This window comes from Paenibacillus sp. CH40, assembly GCF_024213605.1.
Taxonomy (GTDB): Bacteria; Bacillota; Bacilli; order Paenibacillales; family Paenibacillaceae; genus Paenibacillus; species Paenibacillus polymyxa_B.
In genome coordinates this window covers 129,072-148,419 of sequence record NZ_JANAVQ010000007.1, presented here as the reverse complement: position 1 = coordinate 148,419, position 19,348 = coordinate 129,072, and the positions used below count along the sequence as shown (strand labels likewise).

13 protein-coding genes are annotated in these 19,348 nt (G+C 47.2%); all 13 read right to left on the bottom strand.

Translation table 11 applies throughout. The features are described 5' to 3' along the window. Nucleotides 1-220: 220 nt before the first annotated feature. Entirely contained in the window at nt 221-1,567 is a 1,347-nt protein-coding gene (locus NLX73_RS19515) for a GH1 family beta-glucosidase (RefSeq protein WP_254327072.1), read from the bottom strand. Next, nucleotides 1,564-4,041 carry a glycoside hydrolase family 95 protein gene (locus tag NLX73_RS19510; protein ID WP_254327071.1) on the bottom strand — a complete coding sequence of 826 codons (2,478 nt, stop codon included), beginning with the start codon at nt 4,039-4,041 and terminating at the stop codon, nt 1,564-1,566. The genes NLX73_RS19515 and NLX73_RS19510 overlap by 4 nt, the downstream gene beginning before the upstream one ends. A 106-nt stretch (nt 4,042-4,147) precedes the next feature. Beyond that, the gene (locus NLX73_RS19505; RefSeq protein WP_254327070.1) at nt 4,148-5,842 is read right to left on the bottom strand and encodes an ABC transporter substrate-binding protein; all 1,695 of its coding nucleotides are present in this window, start codon (nt 5,840-5,842) and stop codon (nt 4,148-4,150) included. Nucleotides 5,843-5,916: 74 nt separating this feature from the next. Then, nucleotides 5,917-6,819: a carbohydrate ABC transporter permease gene (locus NLX73_RS19500; protein ID WP_254327069.1), complete on the bottom strand. Its 903-nt coding sequence runs from the start codon at nt 6,817-6,819 to the stop codon at nt 5,917-5,919. Between the two features lie 15 nt (nt 6,820-6,834). Further along, nucleotides 6,835-7,848: an ABC transporter permease gene (locus NLX73_RS19495; protein ID WP_254327068.1), complete on the bottom strand. Its 1,014-nt coding sequence runs from the start codon at nt 7,846-7,848 to the stop codon at nt 6,835-6,837. 446 nt (nt 7,849-8,294) lie between these two features. Continuing rightward, a complete protein-coding gene (locus tag NLX73_RS19490) occupies nt 8,295-8,711 on the bottom strand; it encodes a cupredoxin domain-containing protein (protein WP_235309924.1) in 417 nt (138 codons plus the stop codon). A 104-nt stretch (nt 8,712-8,815) separates the two neighbouring features. After that, the gene (gene cydC, locus NLX73_RS19485) at nt 8,816-10,582 is read right to left on the bottom strand and encodes a thiol reductant ABC exporter subunit CydC (protein ID WP_254327067.1); all 1,767 of its coding nucleotides are present in this window, start codon (nt 10,580-10,582) and stop codon (nt 8,816-8,818) included. Beyond that, entirely contained in the window at nt 10,563-12,323 is a 1,761-nt protein-coding gene (cydD, locus tag NLX73_RS19480) for a thiol reductant ABC exporter subunit CydD (protein ID WP_254327066.1), read from the bottom strand. The genes cydC and cydD overlap by 20 nt, the downstream gene beginning before the upstream one ends. Beyond that, complete coding sequence (cydB, locus tag NLX73_RS19475; RefSeq protein WP_061828918.1) at nt 12,323-13,336, bottom strand: cytochrome d ubiquinol oxidase subunit II; 1,014 nt, start codon at nt 13,334-13,336, stop codon at nt 12,323-12,325. Before cydB ends, cydD begins: the two co-directional genes overlap by 1 nt. After that, nucleotides 13,323-14,729, bottom strand: coding sequence for a cytochrome ubiquinol oxidase subunit I (locus NLX73_RS19470; RefSeq protein ID WP_069290415.1), 1,407 nt, complete (start codon nt 14,727-14,729; stop codon nt 13,323-13,325). Before NLX73_RS19470 ends, cydB begins: the two co-directional genes overlap by 14 nt. A 402-nt stretch (nt 14,730-15,131) precedes the next feature. Beyond that, on the bottom strand, nt 15,132-16,790 hold the full coding sequence (locus NLX73_RS19465) for a response regulator transcription factor (RefSeq protein WP_254327065.1): 1,659 nt from the start codon (nt 16,788-16,790) through the stop codon (nt 15,132-15,134). Next, on the bottom strand, nt 16,783-18,573 hold the full coding sequence (locus NLX73_RS19460) for a cache domain-containing sensor histidine kinase (protein ID WP_254327064.1): 1,791 nt from the start codon (nt 18,571-18,573) through the stop codon (nt 16,783-16,785). Before NLX73_RS19460 ends, NLX73_RS19465 begins: the two co-directional genes overlap by 8 nt. A 162-nt stretch (nt 18,574-18,735) precedes the next feature. After that, nucleotides 18,736-19,317, bottom strand: coding sequence for a peptide deformylase (gene def / locus NLX73_RS19455; protein WP_254327063.1), 582 nt, complete (start codon nt 19,315-19,317; stop codon nt 18,736-18,738). Nucleotides 19,318-19,348 lie beyond the last annotated feature (31 nt).

The window sequence follows — 19,348 nt, the reverse complement described above, 5'->3', positions numbered from 1 at the left end:
CTCCACTCCCTTCGGTCTAAAATAATTTTTAGCGCCCTCGTCCGGTATTTTTGTCAGTATGCACATATCTTGCTTCTTTATTCCCTTGGTCTCTACATACCTGAAACAACCCTCTGCATATCTTGACTATTATTACCCCGGAAGACCCAGTGTTCAAACAAAAGGGAGCAGAGACAGGCCTAAATCTGCCTTATTTTCAAAACATCTCTTCGTTTATCGTTTAACGTCTAGTCTCCAACCAGTTATTACTTACTACATTTCGATACCAATAGTAACTTTCCTTCGGGGTGCGGACCTGTGTGCGGAAATCGACATGAATCATGCCAAATCTCATATTATATCCCTCTGCCCACTCAAAATTGTCCATAAGTGACCATGCCATATATCCTTTGACATGAAGGCCGTCATGAATAGCCCGGTGTACCTGCACCAAATGCTGCTGCATATACGAAATACGACGGTCATCCTGAACCTTGCCATTCACGACATCATCGTTGATGCAAGCCCCATTCTCAGTGATATAAATATCGAGGTTACCGTATTTTTGCAAATAATGCAGTACCTCGTACAGCCCACGCGACTCCACTGGCCAACCGATATCCGTTACAGGTAGCCCCATATTGATTTCTTCAGATTGAAGAAACCCGGCTTCAGGATTAAAACGATTAACTGACATAGCATAGTAATTGATACCGATCATATCAATAGGCTCGCCGATAATATCCATATCCCCATCCTGAATAGGCACGGTGGCTCCCTGCTCCGCAAACCAGTCTACCAAAAACTGAGGATACGAGCCTTGATAAATAGGTTGAAGAAACCAGTCACTGTGCAGGGAAATGGTGCGCGCACAAGCGGCTTTATCTTCCTCAGATGTGCTGTAAGGAACAGCCCAGGAGACATTGGGAGCGATACCGATCTGACCACTGGTGCCCAGCTCGCGGAAACGGCGCACAGAAAGACCATGCGCAACTAGCAAATGATGTCCTACATCAATGGCTGTCTGAAGATTTGTCAGACCCGGAGCATGAGCACCCAGCATATTAGATAAAAAGGCGATGCACCATGGTTCATTGAATGTTAGCCAATGGTGTATTTTACCGTGAAACTCGCGGAACATCGTTTCTGCAAACTGGACAAACGCTTGAATCGTGCGACGATTCTCCCATCCTCCAGCATCCTGAAGCGCTTGAGGCAGATCCCAATGGTACAGTGTACAAAACGGTTCAATCCCATTTTCGTTTAACAAATCGACTACGCGATGATAATAGTCCAATCCTCCTTGATTGACTTCACCGTCACCATTGGGAAATATACGCGGCCAGGACACTGAAAAACGGTATGTACGAATGCCCAGTTCTTTCATTAGACGGATATCTTCCTCGTAGCGATGATAGCTGTCACAAGCTACATTGCCGTTATCACCGTTGAATACTTTGCCAGGTGTATGGGCAAAGGTATCCCAGATCGACAAACCTCTCCCATCCTCCTCATAAGCTCCCTCGATTTGATAGGCTGCCGTCGCGGTCCCCCACATAAAGTCCTGCGGAAATTGAAAAATGGTCATATTGTCTCTTCCTCTCCTTCAATTATAATCGTATGTTGGTTCGTTATTTCCTGCTCTTTGGTAAAAATCCATGACAAAATAAATCCTCCATGCTCAGGATCAGGCAGAGCCTGACGAGCATCTGCGCTAAACGGATGTGAATAGCGGATCGTGCAACTTCCCGTCTGGACAGACGCGGTCAATTCAGCACGGACGAGCCTGGAACCAGACCATTCCATGCCGACCGTCATCCCGCCACGCCCCTTCAATCCACTGACCCTTCCCTCCGACCATGCCGTTGGCAAGGCAGGCAGTAACGTCAGCTCTCCCGGACGGCTTTGTAGCAGCATTTCTGCAATCCCCGCCGTCGCACCAAAATTACCGTCGATCTGAAAAGGCGGGTGAGCGTCGAATAAATTAGGATAGGTCGATCGCGACAGCAACGTGCGAACATACCGATGTGCGGCGTCGCCATCTTCCAGCCGAGCGTACAGGTTAATCAACCAGGCACAGCTCCATCCGGTATGACCACCACCGTGATCAAGCCGTCGACGTAGCGATATACGGGCTGCCTCAGCCAGTTCCGGGGTATCACGGATGTGAATTTGTCGACCGGGATATAACCCATATAGATGCGAAACATGTCGATGCCCAGGCTCCGCTTCCTCAAAATCGACAAACCATTCCTGTAACTGGCCGTGACGTCCGATTTGATAGGGCATCAACCTGTCCCGTGTCTCCTCGCAGCGGGTGCGGAACTCATCGTCTAATTCCAGCAGGTCCGCAGCTTGAATGCAGTTATCCAACAGCTCCCGAATCAGCGTCATATCCATGGTGGAGCCCATAGAGATACTGCAATCCTCGCCGTCCGGCGTTTTGAATTTATTTTCAGGTGATGTAGATGGACATGTCACAAGCCGACCCTCCGGGCCTTCCACGAGCCAGTCCATGCAAAAGGCTGCCGCCCCCTTCATGAGGGGATAAGCTTGTTCTGCCAGATAGGCTGTATCCAGGGTAAACAGATAGCGCTCCCATAGGTGAGCAGTGAGCCATACACCCCCAAGCGGCCAAAACGCCCAACTGGCATGGCCCCCTGAAGGTCCGGCGTATCTCCACACATCTACATTGTGATGAGCTGCCCACCCTTGAGCACCATAATGGATGGAGGCTACCCTCCGTCCCGTACGAGCCACTTCTCCAATCATGTGCAGCAATGGTTCATGGCACTCGGCAAGATTGCATACCTCTGCGGGCCAATAGTTCATCTGCGTATTGATATTGGTTGTATAATTACTGTTCCACGGCGGCTGCACCCGGTCATTCCAGATGCCCTGAAGATTGGCGGACTGACTCCCCGGACGCGAGCTGCCCATGAGCAAATAACGGCCATACTGAAATAACAGCACCTCCAGTCCCGGGTCAGCCTGACCTTTCTGATAACGTTCTAATCGCAGATCGGTCGGTAGAACGGACTCGTTAGTTAGAGTATCACCTCCCAGTTCTAATGCAACGCGGTCAAACAGCTTTCGATGATCCTGTTCATGGCGTTGCCGCACCTGCTCACTTCCCAGCGAAATTGCTTCGTCTAAAGTGAATTGACATGCTTCTACTGATTCCGTTGCATCACTATTCGGCATAGCGTGAAATTCCTGAAATCCGGTAGCTGCTGCCAAATATACCGTGATTTTATCCGCGCCCGAGATGATCAGTGCTCCATCAGCACCCTTCGTCAAGGTTCCTCCCTCAGGAATAACCCTCGCCTGAACTGCAAAAGCCATCCCCAAATCATTTTCATAAACGACAGACTGTGGATGATCGCCGTGATAATTAGATTCCACATGACTGGGCGCTCGTCCAGTCAACGTAATAAAGTCCCTGATCGGCTCATCGGATGGATCGCCATTATCGCTATCCCATTTGGATGAATCACCAAAATGTGCATCCTCTCCAACCTCGTCTTCACAAGGATGGGGGGAAGTGATGCGCACAGATGCATGGATCTTCCCAAGTTTATTCGCAGTCAGTGACACCATCATGATTGCATCTGGCGCACTGGCGATAACTTCACGGGTATAGCGGACTCCATCACTTTGAAAAGTGACCGCTGCCGTTCCGGTCAGCAAATCCAGTTCCCGCTCATAATGCACAATTTCCCCTAGGCCCTCCTGCGTAATCCACAAATCTCCCAAAGGCTGATAGGCTTCCGTATCGCGACCTAGCATATTCGCATTAATCAGTTGTTCCGCTTCCTTGTATTTTCCATCTGCAATCAGTTTTCTGATAGGCTGCAAATATCGCAAAGCATCATACTGAACGCCGTCTCTGGGAAACCCGGACCAGAGCGTATCCTCGTTTAATTGCAAATGCTCCTCTCTGATTCCGCCAAATACCATAGCTCCCAGTCTTCCATTGCCGACTGGCAATGCTTCCTCCCATACCTCAGCAGGCTGGCGATACCATAAACGCAGGGACTGTGGTCTTTTGCCTTTCGTCACATCAAACCCTCCCCCATCAAGATGAAACAGAGCGCTAATCCCGTATGGACCATAAGGACAAGCGCTCTGTCATTCCGGCATTCAAAATTTCGTTAAAAGCAGTCAGCTATTTAGAAGCCTTACCGCTCCATAACTCCACTCTGTCCTTCACCAGTTGCGTGTACTGCTGTTCCATTTGGACAGCTCCGGCGGCATCCAGTTCTTTAATCATGTTGTCGTATACCGTATCAAAATTGGAAGCTGGTGCTAAAATAGCTTCGGGTATACGTTTGCGGATAATGTCTGTCGTTTTTTTGAATGTAACGTTATAGTTGGATTCATTGTCTGTTGTCAGGTTATAGGCTGCGCCCCAAGGCTTTACATCAAATTCTTTCTTGTCCGGGAACAGATCTTTCCACGTTTTTACGCCATACGCTTTAAGTGATTCTTTCTCTGGCTTCGAATAAGCCGCGATAATTTGTTCCGGGAATTTGGCTGTATAGTAGTTACCTGTAGGGTCCTTCACGCCGTCACCATAGTGTCCGCTCATAAGCGTGTACAAATCTATACCCGTGGATTTGTTGAAGTTGGTTGTATTGTTCGTCTTTTGCTCCAGTACATCAGCCGGAATGACGCGTTTGCCGTCTTTGATCTCATAATGCTTGCCCTCGATCCCCCAGTTCACTAGCACCTGTCCTTCATCGGAAGCTAAATAATCAAGGAATTTAATAGCCCGCACCGGGTCCTTGCAATTTTCCGTAATCCCTACACCATAACCGGACGCGAAGCCCGTATCCTGAAAGGAGCTATCCTTGTATTTCTCCGAAAGTGTAACTGGAAAATGCGCGTAGCTGGAATCGGCCTTGCCTGAAGCTTTTAATGCATTTTCGGCATCCTGATACCCCCACTCCTGATCAATCAGACCGAGGACACGGCCGCTGGCAATTTTGGATTTGTATTGATCACTTTTTTGCACAAACGAATCTTTATCGAGCAGCCCTTCATTGTACATGTGGTTCAACCAGCGGAAATATTCCTTTTCTTCAGGACGTTTGTAATGAAGCTTCGCTTCAAATGTTGTGGGATCAATAAAATATTCACCATCATCTGGCGCTCCAGTCGTCTGGAAGGCAGGATTCGTTACGGTAATCATAATTCTCCAGTCGTCTGCATCCAGCGTGAGTGGGATCGTTTTTTTGCCATTGATCGTTGGGTGCTTGGCTGTATAGGTTTTGAGTACGTTTTCATAATCCTGTAGCGTTCTTACCTTTGGATATCCTAACTCCTTGAGCACCTTATGCTGAATTTCAAATCCGCCCGTCGCGTCAAAACTCTCCTGTCCCACACCTGCATACGTAGGAAGGACATAGATGGATTGATCTTTATTACTGTATTTCAAACGATCCATATAGGGTCCATATAGCTTTTTGAGATTGGGTGCGTGATCGTTGATCAGATCTGTCAGATCAATCATGGCCCCCGCATCCACAAGCTTGTTAATATTCGCTTTAGGAGAAACCAAGTCCGGGTATTCTCCACTTGCTGCCATCAAAGCAATTCGGTCATCTCCACCTCCGCCGCTGACATCAAATTCCGCATTCAAGGTTACACCTGTTTTCTTGGTGATTTCCTTGCCTATTTCATCCTTCATTCCATTCCATTGCGGGCTTGTATCTGCTCCGAAGAAGCTAAACGTAATCGGGTCTGTGCCGCTGGACATGCCTTCCTTCGCTGCTTTATCGCTTCCTCCACAACCTGCGAGTGCGGTAAGAGACACCGCGAGCAAGGGAATCAGTGCAAATCTGGACCAGTGTTTGTTCATGTATAAATCCTCCTATATTCCTATGATGACTTCTCCTGCAAATAACTTCTATTTCACTACCGGTATCCCGATTTTTATGATTTCACTGCCCCCAGCGTCATACCGCCTACAAAATATTTTTGCAAGAACGGATACACCATCAGGATGGGGAGCGTAACCGTAATCGTGATTGCCATTTTAATCGACTCTGGTGAAATTTGAGCCATTTGCTTAGCCATATCGTTACTATTCGTCATACTGGAGCCGCCTTGCTGCGTACTTTGCAGTATCTTCATCAGCTCATACTGTAGCGTCGTCCATTGCGGCGCCCCACCATTATACAAATACGTATCAAACCAAGCATTCCACTGACCTACTGCCAGAAAAAGAGCAATCGTTGCCAATACTGGTTTGCACAGCGGCAAAATAATCTTCCAGTAAATCGTAAAATCATTCGCCCCATCGAGTTTGGCAGACTCCTGCAGCGCATACGGCAAACCGTCCATAAAGGAACGAATAACAAACACGTTAAATGCGCTAATTAAGCCTGGAAAAATGTACACCCAAAACGAACCCAGCAGATGCAGATCACGCATCAAAATAAACACGGGCACCATCCCGCCGGAAAAATACATCGTCAACGCCAAAAACGTAGAAATAAACTTACGAGCGCGAAACTCGACCCGACTCAATGTAAAAGCAAGCATAGACGCGCAGATCAATCCGAGTACCGTCCCGACCAAAGTACGAAGAATAGATATTTGCAGTCCCTGAAGAAGGCCATCGTACTGGAAAATCGTTTTGTAATTTTCGAGCGTAAATTGGCGGGGCCATATATAAATACCGCCGCGAACCGTGTCCGTTGAATTGTTCAGGGAAATCGCAAGTACGTTCAGAAACGGGTACAGCGTCAACACCACGATCAGAGCCATGAGGATATAGTTGAACAGATCAAACAGCTTCTCAGACCGGGTAGCATTAAATGCCCTATTTGTCATTTCGCTTCTCCCTCCCTACATGATGCTTTCTTTAGTTAGTTTTTTGAATATACCGTTCGCCGTAAACAACAGCAGAATGCTAACCAGCGAGTTGAAAATACCAATTGCCGTCCCATAAGAGAAGCGACCCAAATTAATCCCATAATTGAGCGCGTACAGATCCAACACCTCGGAATAATCCGTCACGAGACTATTGCCAAGCAAGAACTGCTTTTCAAAACCATTGCTCACCAGATGTCCAATCGCCATAATGAACAGAACCGCAATCGTCGAGCGGATACCCGGAAGTGTAATATGCCACATCTGTCTCCAGCGGCTCGCTCCATCCACGCGCGATGCTTCATACTGTTCTTGATCAATTCCGGTGATTGCAGCTAAATAAATAATCGTATTCCAACCTGTCTCTTTCCATATGTCGGAAGCGGTTACAATGTACCAGAACCAGCTCCCCTTTGCCATGAACTGAATTGGTTCATCCACAATATGAAGCGCTACCAATATATCGTTGACAATGCCTCCGTCAATGGACAGCATCTTGGTGACCAAACCGGCTACAACTACCCAGGATACAAAATGTGGGAGGTAGGATATTGTCTGCACAAACCGTTTGAACAGCATACCACGTAGCTCATTTAACAGAATTGCAAAGAAGATCGGTACGACAAAACCAAATATAATCCCCATTAGGCTCATCGCTAGCGTATTGCGTAATACCAGATAAAATCGTTCATCCTGAAATAGCTCAATAAAGTTATTCAGCCCTACCCATTTCTGGTCCGAAAAAGATTTGGCTGGCTTATAATTTTGAAACGCCATCGTCCAGCCCCAGAGCGGAAGATAGCTGAAAACAAATACCCATATGACGAAAGGAATAGACATAAAATAAAGATACTTTTGCTGCTTCACACTGTCCCACAAGCCTTTTCTACCACGTTCAGGCTTCGGGCCGCGAGCCTTGCGCGGTCTTCCCCGGTTGGATTCAGGAATCACAGCACCATTGTTGGAAGCGGTTTCAGTTGAAGATTCCATAACAAGCTCCTCCTCATCTCTAGATACTATTATCATACTTTGCTGGCTTGAAAGCGGGTACCCGACGAATTAGGAGAAAAATCAGTTCAAAATTAGATATATGGGATGAAAAAAATTACATTCGTGCCACTACGCATGCGGATGGTGCTTCCCTCGCTGTTGTCCCCGGATTTCTTGAATAAGCAACCTAAGGTAGAAATCCGGGGACAAAGGCGACCGCTTCGCTTGTCCAGCACCATTCCGCCTGCTCCGTTCTCATGTAAATTTTCTGAGAGAAGTCTTGTAAAAAACAAAAGATCAGCAATGTAAGCTGATCAGAGGTAAAGGATAGTGCATATTGCACCACAGGTGGATGATGGTATATATACAGACTGTCGCAATTAACCTAATTGATTAAAGGAAAAAAATAGCTTTCTAGCATCAATGTGCTAGAAAGCTATTTTGATTTATTTTACCGTGATCGTCCCGTAGTACATGTACATACCACAATTATACTCATATACCCCCGGCTTCAAGTCCTTGACGGTAAAATAATTATTTTCGTGATCCAGATAAACGTCCATTCCGATCTTCAACGACTGCACTTCATCAATGCAAGTAAAGGATGTCATTTTCTTGAAATTGATTTTGGTTGGAACGCCGGCTTTCACTTCAATATTTTTAGGATAGAAACCGTCCCCTTTTACACCCACTGTAACAATCTCATATTTGGTCTTGTCTGGCTCTTCCTGAGCTTGTTTAGGTTGACTGGCCGGAAACGACGACACGCTCCCCTGAAAATAAAACAAGACAAACCCGCCCATGCTCAGGGCTACAAAACCAATCAGCATCAAATGCCAATGCTTAGAGATAAGTGCTTTCATTCATATCAGCCCCTCCAGTTGAGTGTCTACAGTTGAGTGTCTACATGTGACGCATCAACTCTAACCAGTATATAAAAGTTAATCAAAATTTTAAACACCTCATTTCACAGGCTCGGATGATCCAGCTCATACAGGTTGCGGTATCGGGACTGCTCCTGCCACAGCTGTTCATGGCTTCCTCGCATGGAAATGACCCCTTTTTCCATAAAGATCACCTCGTCCATATGCTCCATTCCTGTGAGATGATGCGTGATCCAGATGAGCGTTTTATCCTCCAGCACACGAAACATCGTCTGCATGAGCTCATGCTCTGTCAGCGGGTCAAGCCCCACTGTCGGCTCATCCAGTAAAACAATCGGGTGATTTTGCAGCAAAATCCGCGCCAGTGCAATTCGCTGTTTTTCTCCACCGGAAAAACGAAGACCCGTCTCCTGCATTCGGGTATCGTAGCCCTCTGGCAAAGAATCAATCAGGGCTTCAAGCCCTACCTGCTCTGTTACTGCACGAACCTCATCCAGCGTAGCATCGGGTCGTCCCAGCCGAATATTGTTCGCTACCGTTGTGTCGAATAAATACGGCTGCTGGTTTAGCACTGCAAATAGACTGGAGTATGCTCCACCTGTATATACGGGAATCCCTGCGACAGTGACGCTACCTTCATCAGGCTGCAATGCTCCCTGAATCAGGTTCAGTAGCGTGGACTTGCCCGCACCACTGCGACCAAGCAATGCAACCTTTCCCCCCTGTGGTACGTGCAAAGAGATATCACGAACGCTCCATTCCTGTGTTGCCGCATAGCGGTAGCTTACGTTGCTCAGCAGCAGGCCTCCTCCGTGGCCCAATCGCATAGCGGTAGTCTGTTCCTCTAGAATATCTGCTGTTCCGCCTGCTCCAGGTGTAGGTGTGTCTTTCTCCGAATCCTTTAACCGTCGAAGTGAATCCTGATACTCCGGCGCATGAACCACCGCTTCTCCAGCGCGAACGAAGGCATCCAGCAATGGAAAAGCCACAAGGGCAAAGGATGCCAGCCATGTGGCTTCTATACGATTCTGTGCTACCAGTCCTCCGGCCCACACAGTCATAATCACAACCCCGCAACCTACAACGCATTGTGCGATCCAATGAGAACGCCACTCGCTCCGGCGAAGTGAATTTTCCATTACGGCAGCCCTATTGTGTCGTTGTGTAAAGGTGCTCAGGAAATGCCCAGTCCGTCCGCTCAGCAACAGATCACTCATGCCGAACAGAGCATCTGTCAGTTCCTGATAGGCTTTACTCCGTTCCTGCTTGAACACTCGCCGTTTGGCGAGTGAGGTCCATAGTGAGATAGCTGGGGCAATAAAAAGCAAAAATCCGCCATATAGCGCCATGAGCAAGGCAAAGGTTCCGTCCATCCGTCCAAGTGCCCAGATGCCTGCTGCATAAATTAGCAAAGCCGATAACGCAGGCAAAACTAGCTTCAAATAGATGTTTTGAAGCTGCTCAATATCCTCTGCCAGCAGTCCCAAAAGGTCCCCTGTACGGAATTTGCTGCGAATCATCAGCGCCTGCGGTTCCACTGCCCGATATAAGCGTACCCGCATACGCGAGACAAGGCGCAATGCTGCATCATGTCCTACCAAGCGCTCCAGGTACTGAATAACCGCTTTACTAAAGCCAAATGTTCGCACAAGCACAATTGGAACGTACACCATTAATATATTTTCCGGTTTTAAGGCCGAACGGGTAATCAGATGACCGGACGTAAAGAGCAACGCGCCCGCACATCCAATGGCCAATGCACCCAAAAGAGCAGCTACCAGAAAGGCCCAAAAATATTGTCTCAGATACGTCGCAAACCAGCCTTGTCTGCTATTGTCCGTTACTCTCATATCGTCCGTTCCCTCCTTCCGACATCCCCGTCAGCAATCGGTAATATGCCCCCTTACGGGCAATCAATTGTTGATGGGAACCTACTTCTTCCAGACGACCTTGATTCATCATCCAGACACAGTCCATATCTGGCATCCAATGTAGCCGGTGGGTGGCAAGAAACACTCTTTTGTGTTTCAAAACCGATAAAATCGTCTGTTTTAGCTCCCACTCTGTCTCAATATCCAGATGCGCCGTAGGCTCATCCAATAAAATGACCGGACGGTTACTGAGCAAGGCCCGTGCCAATGCAATCCGCTGCGCCTGCCCTCCGCTCAGTGTCCTACCTGCTTCACCAATGGGCTCATTCATTCCACCCGGAAGACCGTCTACCAGTTCACGCAGTCCAACCGCGTCAATCGCCCACTCTACCTGCTGGCTGGATGCCTCAGGTTCATAAAAGCGGATATTATCTGCCAAAGAAGCGCTAAACAGGTAAGGATGCTGTGGAATATAGGCAATATGACGCTGCCATTCAGCTTTGGCTTCCCCAGCCAATCCGCATCCATTCAGGAGTAGCTCGCCTGAAGTCGGATCAGCAAAGCCGCCAAGCAGACTAAGCAGCGTCGTTTTACCTGCACCGCTAGCTCCAACGATGCCGATCATGTTCATGTGCGGTTCAACATGTGCAGACACATGTTCAAGCCGAGCCGAACCGTCTTCATTAAGAAGGCACACATCAGACAGCTCAAGAATGTCCTGTCCCGTGATGTCCAATCCTTTATCGTTAGCTGCCTGTTTATTCGGCTTGGTCGCATCATCTTCTGTACTGAGAATGGAGCGTATTGCTCCCCAAGCCTCCTTACCATCCAGTGAAGCATGATAGTCTGATCCCAACTGGCGTATAGGCATAAAATATTCTGGCGCCAAAATAAGCACCGCAAGCGCTGCCTCCAAACCCACCGAGCCACTAATCAGGCGCAAACCCAAGCCTACCGCGACAAAAGCGACCGATAGCATACTAAAAAAATCAAGGGCAAATGAGGAAAGAAACGCTACCCGCAGCGTGCGCATCGTTGCCGTGCGGTATTGGTCGCTGACCTTCCCAACCGTTTCCCCATGCTCTTGGCTACGACCCAAAAACCTTAGTGTCTGAAGTCCACGCAGCGAATCCGTGAAATGATGAGATAACAGACGATAGGAACGCCACTGCTTGTCTGCCTGCTTCCGTGCCGCCAAGCCGAGCAAAATAAAGAAGCCCACCAGGATTGGCATCGTAGTCGTCAAAATCACACCTGAAATGACATCCAATGTGAAAACATACACAAGCACAAGTATAGTTACAGCCATCATGTCAATCATACGAGGAATGGACAGTTCCAAATACGTGCGAAAACGATCCATGCCGTCCAGCGCCAGCGTCACCAATTTGCCGCTGCCTTCCTGCGCTGCAAAACCCGGCCCCCGTTCGAACAAACGTGCAAGCAGACGCTCCCGTAAGGAAGCGCCTGAAGCTTCGGCAAAACGGCCGGCTGTCCGGCGTTGCAGCCAGATCGCCGTATGCCTCGTTGCAAAAGCAGCGAAAAACAACGCCAGTGAAGGCCAAACCATCACCAGCGGATTTTTATCAAATAAAATCGTAATAGCCTTTGCCAAGTAGACTGCTTGTGCAATCACTGCGGCCCCCTGGAGCAGGGAAAGGGCAGCCAGTAGCAGCATCACTGGCCGAATGCCCTTTAATTCAAACCATGCCTTATCCATTAGTATTCCAAATGATCCTTCTCACTGAGACGCTTATGGAAAACAAAATAGCTCCATGCCTGATAAGCCAACACAAAGGGTAAAAGCGTTGCTGCAACAATCGTCATGGCTTTCAGTGTGTAATGACTGGAGCTTGCATTATAAATCGTTAAATCAAAAGCACTGTTAATCGAGCTCACCATAAATCTTGGGAACAAACCGACGAATAACGAAACGAAGGTCAGTAAAATCACTGCACCTGTCATCCCGAAGGCCCATCCTTCACGGCGCTGCTTCAGGAAGTACCATGTCAGCACATAGGCGACAATTCCCACCGCAACCGCAGCATACATAAAGGGACCGCGACGTGCAAATAAATCCGTTGCAAAATAAGTCCATACCACCATGCCCGCGAGTAAAATGCCCAATACCGGAAGAAACTTGGACGCGATCACACGAGCGCGATCCCGTACTTCTCCAATCGTCCGCAGGGAAATAAACGTCAGTCCGTGCATTAGACACATTCCGACCACTGTCAGTCCAATCCATACGGTGTATCCATTGAATACATCGGAAAATCCAGCTTTCAAATCCATGTTTTGTTGAATAGGTACACCTTTCACCAAAGCCGCAAAAGCCATACCGAACAGCATCGGCGGTAGAAAGCTGCCAATCAGAATGCAGGCATCCCACGTTCCAGTCCACCATTTCCCTTCAGCCTTGCCGCGGAACTCAAAAGAAACTCCACGCAAGATCAAACCTAGCAAAATAAAGACAAATACCAGATAATATCCGCTGAACATGGTTGCATAAAAATGCGGGAATGCGGCAAACATCGCACCTGCTGCTGTAATCAGCCACACTTCGTTGGCATCCCAGAATGGACCAATCGTATTGATCATCAAACGTTTTTGTTGGTCATTACGCGGCACCAATCCTGTGGCCATTCCTACGCCAAAATCAAAGCCTTCCAGAAAAAAGAAGCCAGTAAACAGCACAGCAATCAATAGGAACCATAAATCATTTAGCGACAATGGTGTCACCCCCTTGAGCAAAAGGATCATGAATTACCGTTTGTTGATGCGGCTCAATATCTGGACCTTTGCGAGCCGTACGGTAAAACAGAAACGCCAGCACACCTGTTAAAATTAAATACAATGTGGTAAATGAGATGAACGAGAACAACACTTCTCCAGCCACAACAGTAGGCGAAACAGAATCTTTCGTTTGAAGTAAACCAAATACAGTCCACGGTTGGCGACCTATTTCAGTCATGATCCAACCTGAAGTATTCCCAATGAATGGAAGGGATATCCCCCATATCATAAGACGGAAGAACCAGCGATGTGAACCTTCCAACTTTTTACGGAACGTCAGGTAAGCTCCGTATAAAGCGAGTGCAATCATGCCACATCCCGCCGCAATCATAATGCGGAAGCTCCAGAACGTGGTTCTTACTGGCGGGATATAATCTCCCGGACCATAGGTTTTCTCATATTCTGCCTGAAGCTCATTCATACCAGGCACAGAGCCGGTAAATTTACTATAGGATAGAAAACTCAAAGCAAAAGGAACTTTAATCTCAAAGGTATTTTCCTTTTTTCCAGGATCAATCCATGCGATAACTGTCCAAGGAGCGGGGTCACCGCTGTTCTCCCATAAGCCCTCACTGGCAGCCATCTTCATCGGTTGTGTTTTCACTAAATATTGAGCCTGACCATGACCAAACAAAGGAATAGCTATGGCGCTGATTAAGGCAACAATAATGCTCAATTTGAAAGAAGGTTTAAAAAAGTCCATATTCTTTTTTTGCATCAGCTTCCATGCACTGATACCCGCGATCAGAAATGCTCCTGTCGCAAAAGCAGCAAACAGCGTATGCGGAAATTCCCATAGCAGTTGTTCGTTCGTTAGCAGAGCGGCAAAATCTTTCATTTCTGCACGTCCATTTTGAATCTCATATCCTACGGGACGCTGCATGAATGAATTAGCAGCTAGAATCCACAATGCCGATAACATCGTACCGATAGATACCAACCACATACAGATTAAATGGACCGTTTTGGACAATCTTTCCCAACCGAATACCCATAATCCGATAAACGTCGATTCTAGAAAAAATGCAAGCAATGCTTCAATCGCCAGCGGCGTACCGAATACATCACCGACAAAACGGGAAAAGTCCGACCAGTTCATCCCGAACTGGAATTCTTGCAAAATCCCGGTGACTACGCCCAGTGCAAAGTTAATCAGCAGAAACGTTCCCCAGAATTGAGCCATTTTTTTGTACAAGTCATTTTTCTTGATAACATACATAGTCTCCATAATTGCCACCAATAACGACAATCCAATAGAGATCGGCACATAAACAAAGTGAAGAATCGTTGTGGTTGCAAACTGCAACCGTGCCAAATCCAATACGTCCATGATGTTGCTCCCTCCCCCTGCACTTCTCTTAACAATGATTTATAGTATTATAATCTGAAGTTTTCTACATTTGTGATAGTATTCACATTCTTACATATGCAGCGGTCACTTTTTAGAAAATGACTCACTCCGTACCTTCACCATGGCTGTCATGATCCGGCTTCAGATTATCCCCATTATATAGAATAAATTTAAATGAAATAGAATCGAAAATGTGAACATCGTGTCGAAGCTGTGTCATAATGGTGTCGATTTGATGAAAACGCCCTAAACTCCATAATAAATGTGACATTTTCGATTGATCTATCCATTTTTTCACCATAAAAAAGAGCCTCTCTTCGTTCGAAGGTTATACCTCCGACATCTGCAAGAGAGACTTCATAGCGTAAACCTAGGAATCTATCAACAGCCATCTGTTCCTCCGTTCTTTTGAACCCGATTACGGTAGGAGGAAGGTGACATTCCAGCATACTTTTTAAACTTACTATGAAAATAATCTGCATTCGCATATCCCACGCGTTCCGCCACCTGGTGTACCTTAATTCCTTGTGCAAGCAATTCCCTTGCTCGCTCAATCCTCACCTTATCCAGGTAGGCATTAAAGGCCTCGCCAGTATGACTTTTGAACAGTTTGCCCAAATAGCCACTATTGTAATTGAACATATCTGCCAGTAACTCCAGTCGCAAATTTTCATCATAATGACTATGTATAAAGTCAATCATTTGTTTCATGATGATGCCCTTGCCACCAGATTCAGTCTGGCCAATCCATTGCAACACATGCTCCAGCGAGTGATCCACCAGCTCGCCCAATGTGGAATAAGCATATACATCGGTTATAAAGCTGGAGTGCTCCTCCAGCACGGTTCGGCTGTGATCCTGTCCGGCTGCATACTTGTTCAACGCCAGTGTGAATGTTTGGGCGAACGCCGCCTTGATTGCAGATTCTGTGCGATAAATCCGTGGAAATTGGTCTTCCATTTCCTTAATGACACGGGTTGCAGCTTCACTATTAGCCATATCTAGCGCATAGTACAGCTTTTCCGCATAACGTAGGGGATCATTTGTAGCACGATCAGACGCTCCACTCATTTCAGACTCAACTGTCTCCAATTCGTATAGGTCTCCGGAAAGCATGACTCTTTCTGCCCGGAACAAAAACGTACGTTCTAACAATCGTAGTGCCTGCTCAAAAGATCTGGGAATGTCGTTAAGAATGGATACAGGATCACCGGCAGCCACATAAATTTCCGTTGCCCACGGCTTTAGCTCCTGTCGCCAAGTAGCCAGTAACTGAACAGCATCTTTCTCCGTTTTTAACGTGGCGGGAAGCAAAAGACCCATATATATTCCAGCCTCAAACACGATACCTCTGCCCTGCTCATGGCACAATTCTGTTAGCCGCTGCTTTGCTGCCGACTGCCGAGCTTGCCGATCCCAGTCAGGAATACGTAAATCCAGCAGAATAACCTGATAGCTACTCCAGTCCAACGCTGGTAACGCGGGCTGTTGTCCATGTTTTCCGTTACCGCTTTGATGTTCAGCTTGCTCGGATGCTTTGTGCAGAGAATCGCTGCCTTCTACGGCATTACGAGCATGCTCTCGATGAACCGGAAACAATAATGCTTCGATCCAATTACGCTCATGGGAAGGCGTACTTCCCCATTTACCGTCTTCTTTCTCGTCCTCAATGTTTTGCCATACCCGTTTCAACTCTGTCGTCATTTCTTCCTCATCAACTGGCTTCAGTAGATAGCCATCTACCCCGAAGCCCATGGCTTGCCGTGCATAATCAAAGTCTGCATATCCGCTTAATATGAGAAAATGAAACGGCTCTCCGTTCTTTTCACGTATGCTTCGTATGACCTCCAGTCCACTCATCCCGGGCATACGAATATCTACAATGACCAACTCCGGCCGATGCTCTCCGAACTTATCCAGAGCCTCGCGTCCGTTCCCTGCCGTATCGACAATACGGAAGCCACAATTCCCCCAGTCAATAATAGAGGACAATCCTTCACGAATCGCAGGCTCATCATCTACAATCATTGCTTTATACATTTGACTCTTCCTCCCTTGGTATGGAAAAGTATACGGTTGTTCCTACTTGTAATGCGCTTTCAATATGCAGTCCATAACGTTCGCCGTACATCAATGTCAGACGTTGATGCACATTACGCAGGCCAATACTGCTCCCTTCCGGCTCATCCGCCCCCCTGATCCGATCTAGCAGACGGGTCAGTTGCCCAGCTTCCATGCCGATCCCGTCATCTTCTACTTTAATTTTCAACTCTCTTTGTTCTATTGTAATATCTACCTTCACGGTAACTGGCTCTTCCTTATTTTCCAGGCCATGAATGACTGCATTTTCCACCAGCGGTTGTATGATTAAGGGAGGAATCGACATGTCCGTCGCGCTTTCTTCCAAATTCACTTCATAGATCAAACGATTTCCAAATCTGAACTGCTGAATTTGCAAATAGGATCGCACCATATCCAGCTCCTGTAGTACCGTCGTTTTACCACTGCCAATCTCCAGATTCCGGCGCATCAGCCTGCCAAGCAAACGCACCGTCGTTGCAATTTCCGCTTCCCCATTCAGATGTGCTTTCATTCGAATGGACTCTAACGCATTAAACAGAAAGTGCGGATTAATTTGGCTGGCCATCATTTTTAGCTTGATATCCTTTTGTGCCAATTCCAGCCTGTTGTTGTGCTCACTCGTCTCATAAACCTGCGCCATGAGTTGGCGAATACTACTCACCATATAGTTGAAACGGCGGGATAAATCCCCGATCTCGTCCTTTCCCTCCACACTCGATACCACATGAAAATCGCCCGCGGCTACCTTACCCAGCTCATAGCTCAACCGCTGTAGTCGTTTGGTAATCAGCCAGGAAATGATGGTGATCAGAATCAGCGCCATAACCAGCACTGCAAGAACACATAAAGCACCAATCAGGCTGATTCGGTTGGCTCCCTGTACAATATGCTCCGTCGAAAACACTGAAATAATCGTAAATCCGCTCACACTGGAGGCGGGCAGCAGCTCATCCACGATGATGTTGGAGGGCACTCCGTTGATTTTCGCTTCATATATTCCCTTACCCGCACGCTGGACGTCAAAGCCCAAATGTAAATCGCTCAACGTTTGGCCCACCGACTGTGGACGAGTAGCCGCGACCACAATCCCGTTACGATCTGTAATCAATGTTTCAAAAGGCTCCTTGCTCAGCATATGATTCAACTCGGTCTGGCTCAGCGATATCATCAGAACTCCCTTGGTATTGTATTCGGGAAATGGAATTTGCCGTACCAGGCTCAGGCGATTAACCGGGTTATCCTCCTTATCCTGAATGTAAAACCAGTTAATCGCCGTCCCCTTCAAAGCCGTCTGGAACCACGGCTGCCGCTCAATGTTAGAGTCCACTGGAATAAACTCCAGATTATTGACAAGCGTCGGATTGTACGAATAGAACCGGATGGTAGCAACTTCTCTATATTGCTGAGTATACTCATTAAAATCCTTGTATTGATGATACGCATTCATCAGCTCTACCATACCCGGATACCGTCGGTTCGCCATCTCCCTCAGCCTTTTATCGAACATGAGCCCATTTGAAATATCCGTTGGCACACGCAGTAAATTTGCCGTCTGGCTCTTGATCTTTTCCACATTGTTTACCGTCTGGGCAATTGCACTATTCAATGCCTGCTCTCGCAAATAAAAAGTAACGCAACCGCCCACCACCAGCACCGGGATCATGACAATCAGTACGTAGGAGAACAGCAGCTTATTCCGCATACGCATATTATTCATCAAAAGCCGTACTCCACGATTCATGCCATCCCTCCCATAAGATAAGCGCTTACATTTTTATGTATTTTCACATTCTCTATCTCGCCCTATATGTATCCAGTTTAATGCTTCGTAACCTCTATATCTATATTTTTGCAAAATTTAAAAATGTGGCGAACGGAGTCACCACACTTTACAATTCCTAAACTATTTACGTACAAAAGGTTCGATATGCACACCCTGCGGCAGCTTATGCGGATCTTCCAGGTTGATATGGTCATAGAACATAATGCCGTCCAAATGGTCCATTTCATGCTGCACGACAATCGCTGCATAACCTTTGAAAGTCAATAGCTCCTGTGTTCCGTCTGGTAAAGTGGCCTTAATACGAATTTTTTCGTAACGCGGTACATATCCGGCTACGTACCGATCTACAGACAAGCACCCCTCACCCTGTTCCAAATAAATCATGGACGTGGAGTGGCTGACCAGCTTCGGATTAAACAATGCATACTCTACCGTTTTGTCTCCATCTTTATAATAAATAGCGCACATTCTTTTGTTCAAACCTACCTGGTTCGCAGATAACCCCACACCCGGGCGCAGATCATAGCGGCCAGCCAGCTCTTCATTTTGGCTATTTTTCAGATAATCTAGCATCCATTGCATCTGTTGCAGGTCCTCTTCAGACAGCGGCAGGCATACCGGCTCAACCTTTGTGCGCAAAATCGGTTCCCCTTCACGCACGATATCCTTCGTGAGAAGCATGTCCATCGATTGATTACTCATTCGTCAGCCTCGATTCATTTAAATAAATATA

Excerpts from the sequence above, each read along its gene's own strand:
- NLX73_RS19515 (WP_254327072.1), bottom strand. The coding sequence starts at position 1,567 with ATGACCATTTTTCAATTTCCGCAGGACTTTATGTGGGGGACCGCGACG.
- NLX73_RS19505 (WP_254327070.1), bottom strand. The coding sequence starts at position 5,842 with ATGAACAAACACTGGTCCAGATTTGCACTGATTCCCTTGCTCGCGGTG.
- NLX73_RS19500 (WP_254327069.1), bottom strand. The coding sequence starts at position 6,819 with ATGACAAATAGGGCATTTAATGCTACCCGGTCTGAGAAGCTGTTTGAT.
- NLX73_RS19495 (WP_254327068.1), bottom strand. The coding sequence starts at position 7,848 with ATGGAATCTTCAACTGAAACCGCTTCCAACAATGGTGCTGTGATTCCT.
- NLX73_RS19490 (WP_235309924.1), bottom strand. The coding sequence starts at position 8,711 with ATGAAAGCACTTATCTCTAAGCATTGGCATTTGATGCTGATTGGTTTT.
- cydC (WP_254327067.1), bottom strand. The coding sequence starts at position 10,582 with ATGAGAGTAACGGACAATAGCAGACAAGGCTGGTTTGCGACGTATCTG.
- cydD (WP_254327066.1), bottom strand. The coding sequence starts at position 12,323 with ATGGATAAGGCATGGTTTGAATTAAAGGGCATTCGGCCAGTGATGCTG.
- NLX73_RS19470 (WP_069290415.1), bottom strand. The coding sequence starts at position 14,729 with ATGGACGTATTGGATTTGGCACGGTTGCAGTTTGCAACCACAACGATT.
- NLX73_RS19465 (WP_254327065.1), bottom strand. The coding sequence starts at position 16,790 with ATGTATAAAGCAATGATTGTAGATGATGAGCCTGCGATTCGTGAAGGA.
- NLX73_RS19460 (WP_254327064.1), bottom strand. The coding sequence starts at position 18,573 with ATGAATCGTGGAGTACGGCTTTTGATGAATAATATGCGTATGCGGAAT.
- def (WP_254327063.1), bottom strand. The coding sequence starts at position 19,317 with ATGAGTAATCAATCGATGGACATGCTTCTCACGAAGGATATCGTGCGT.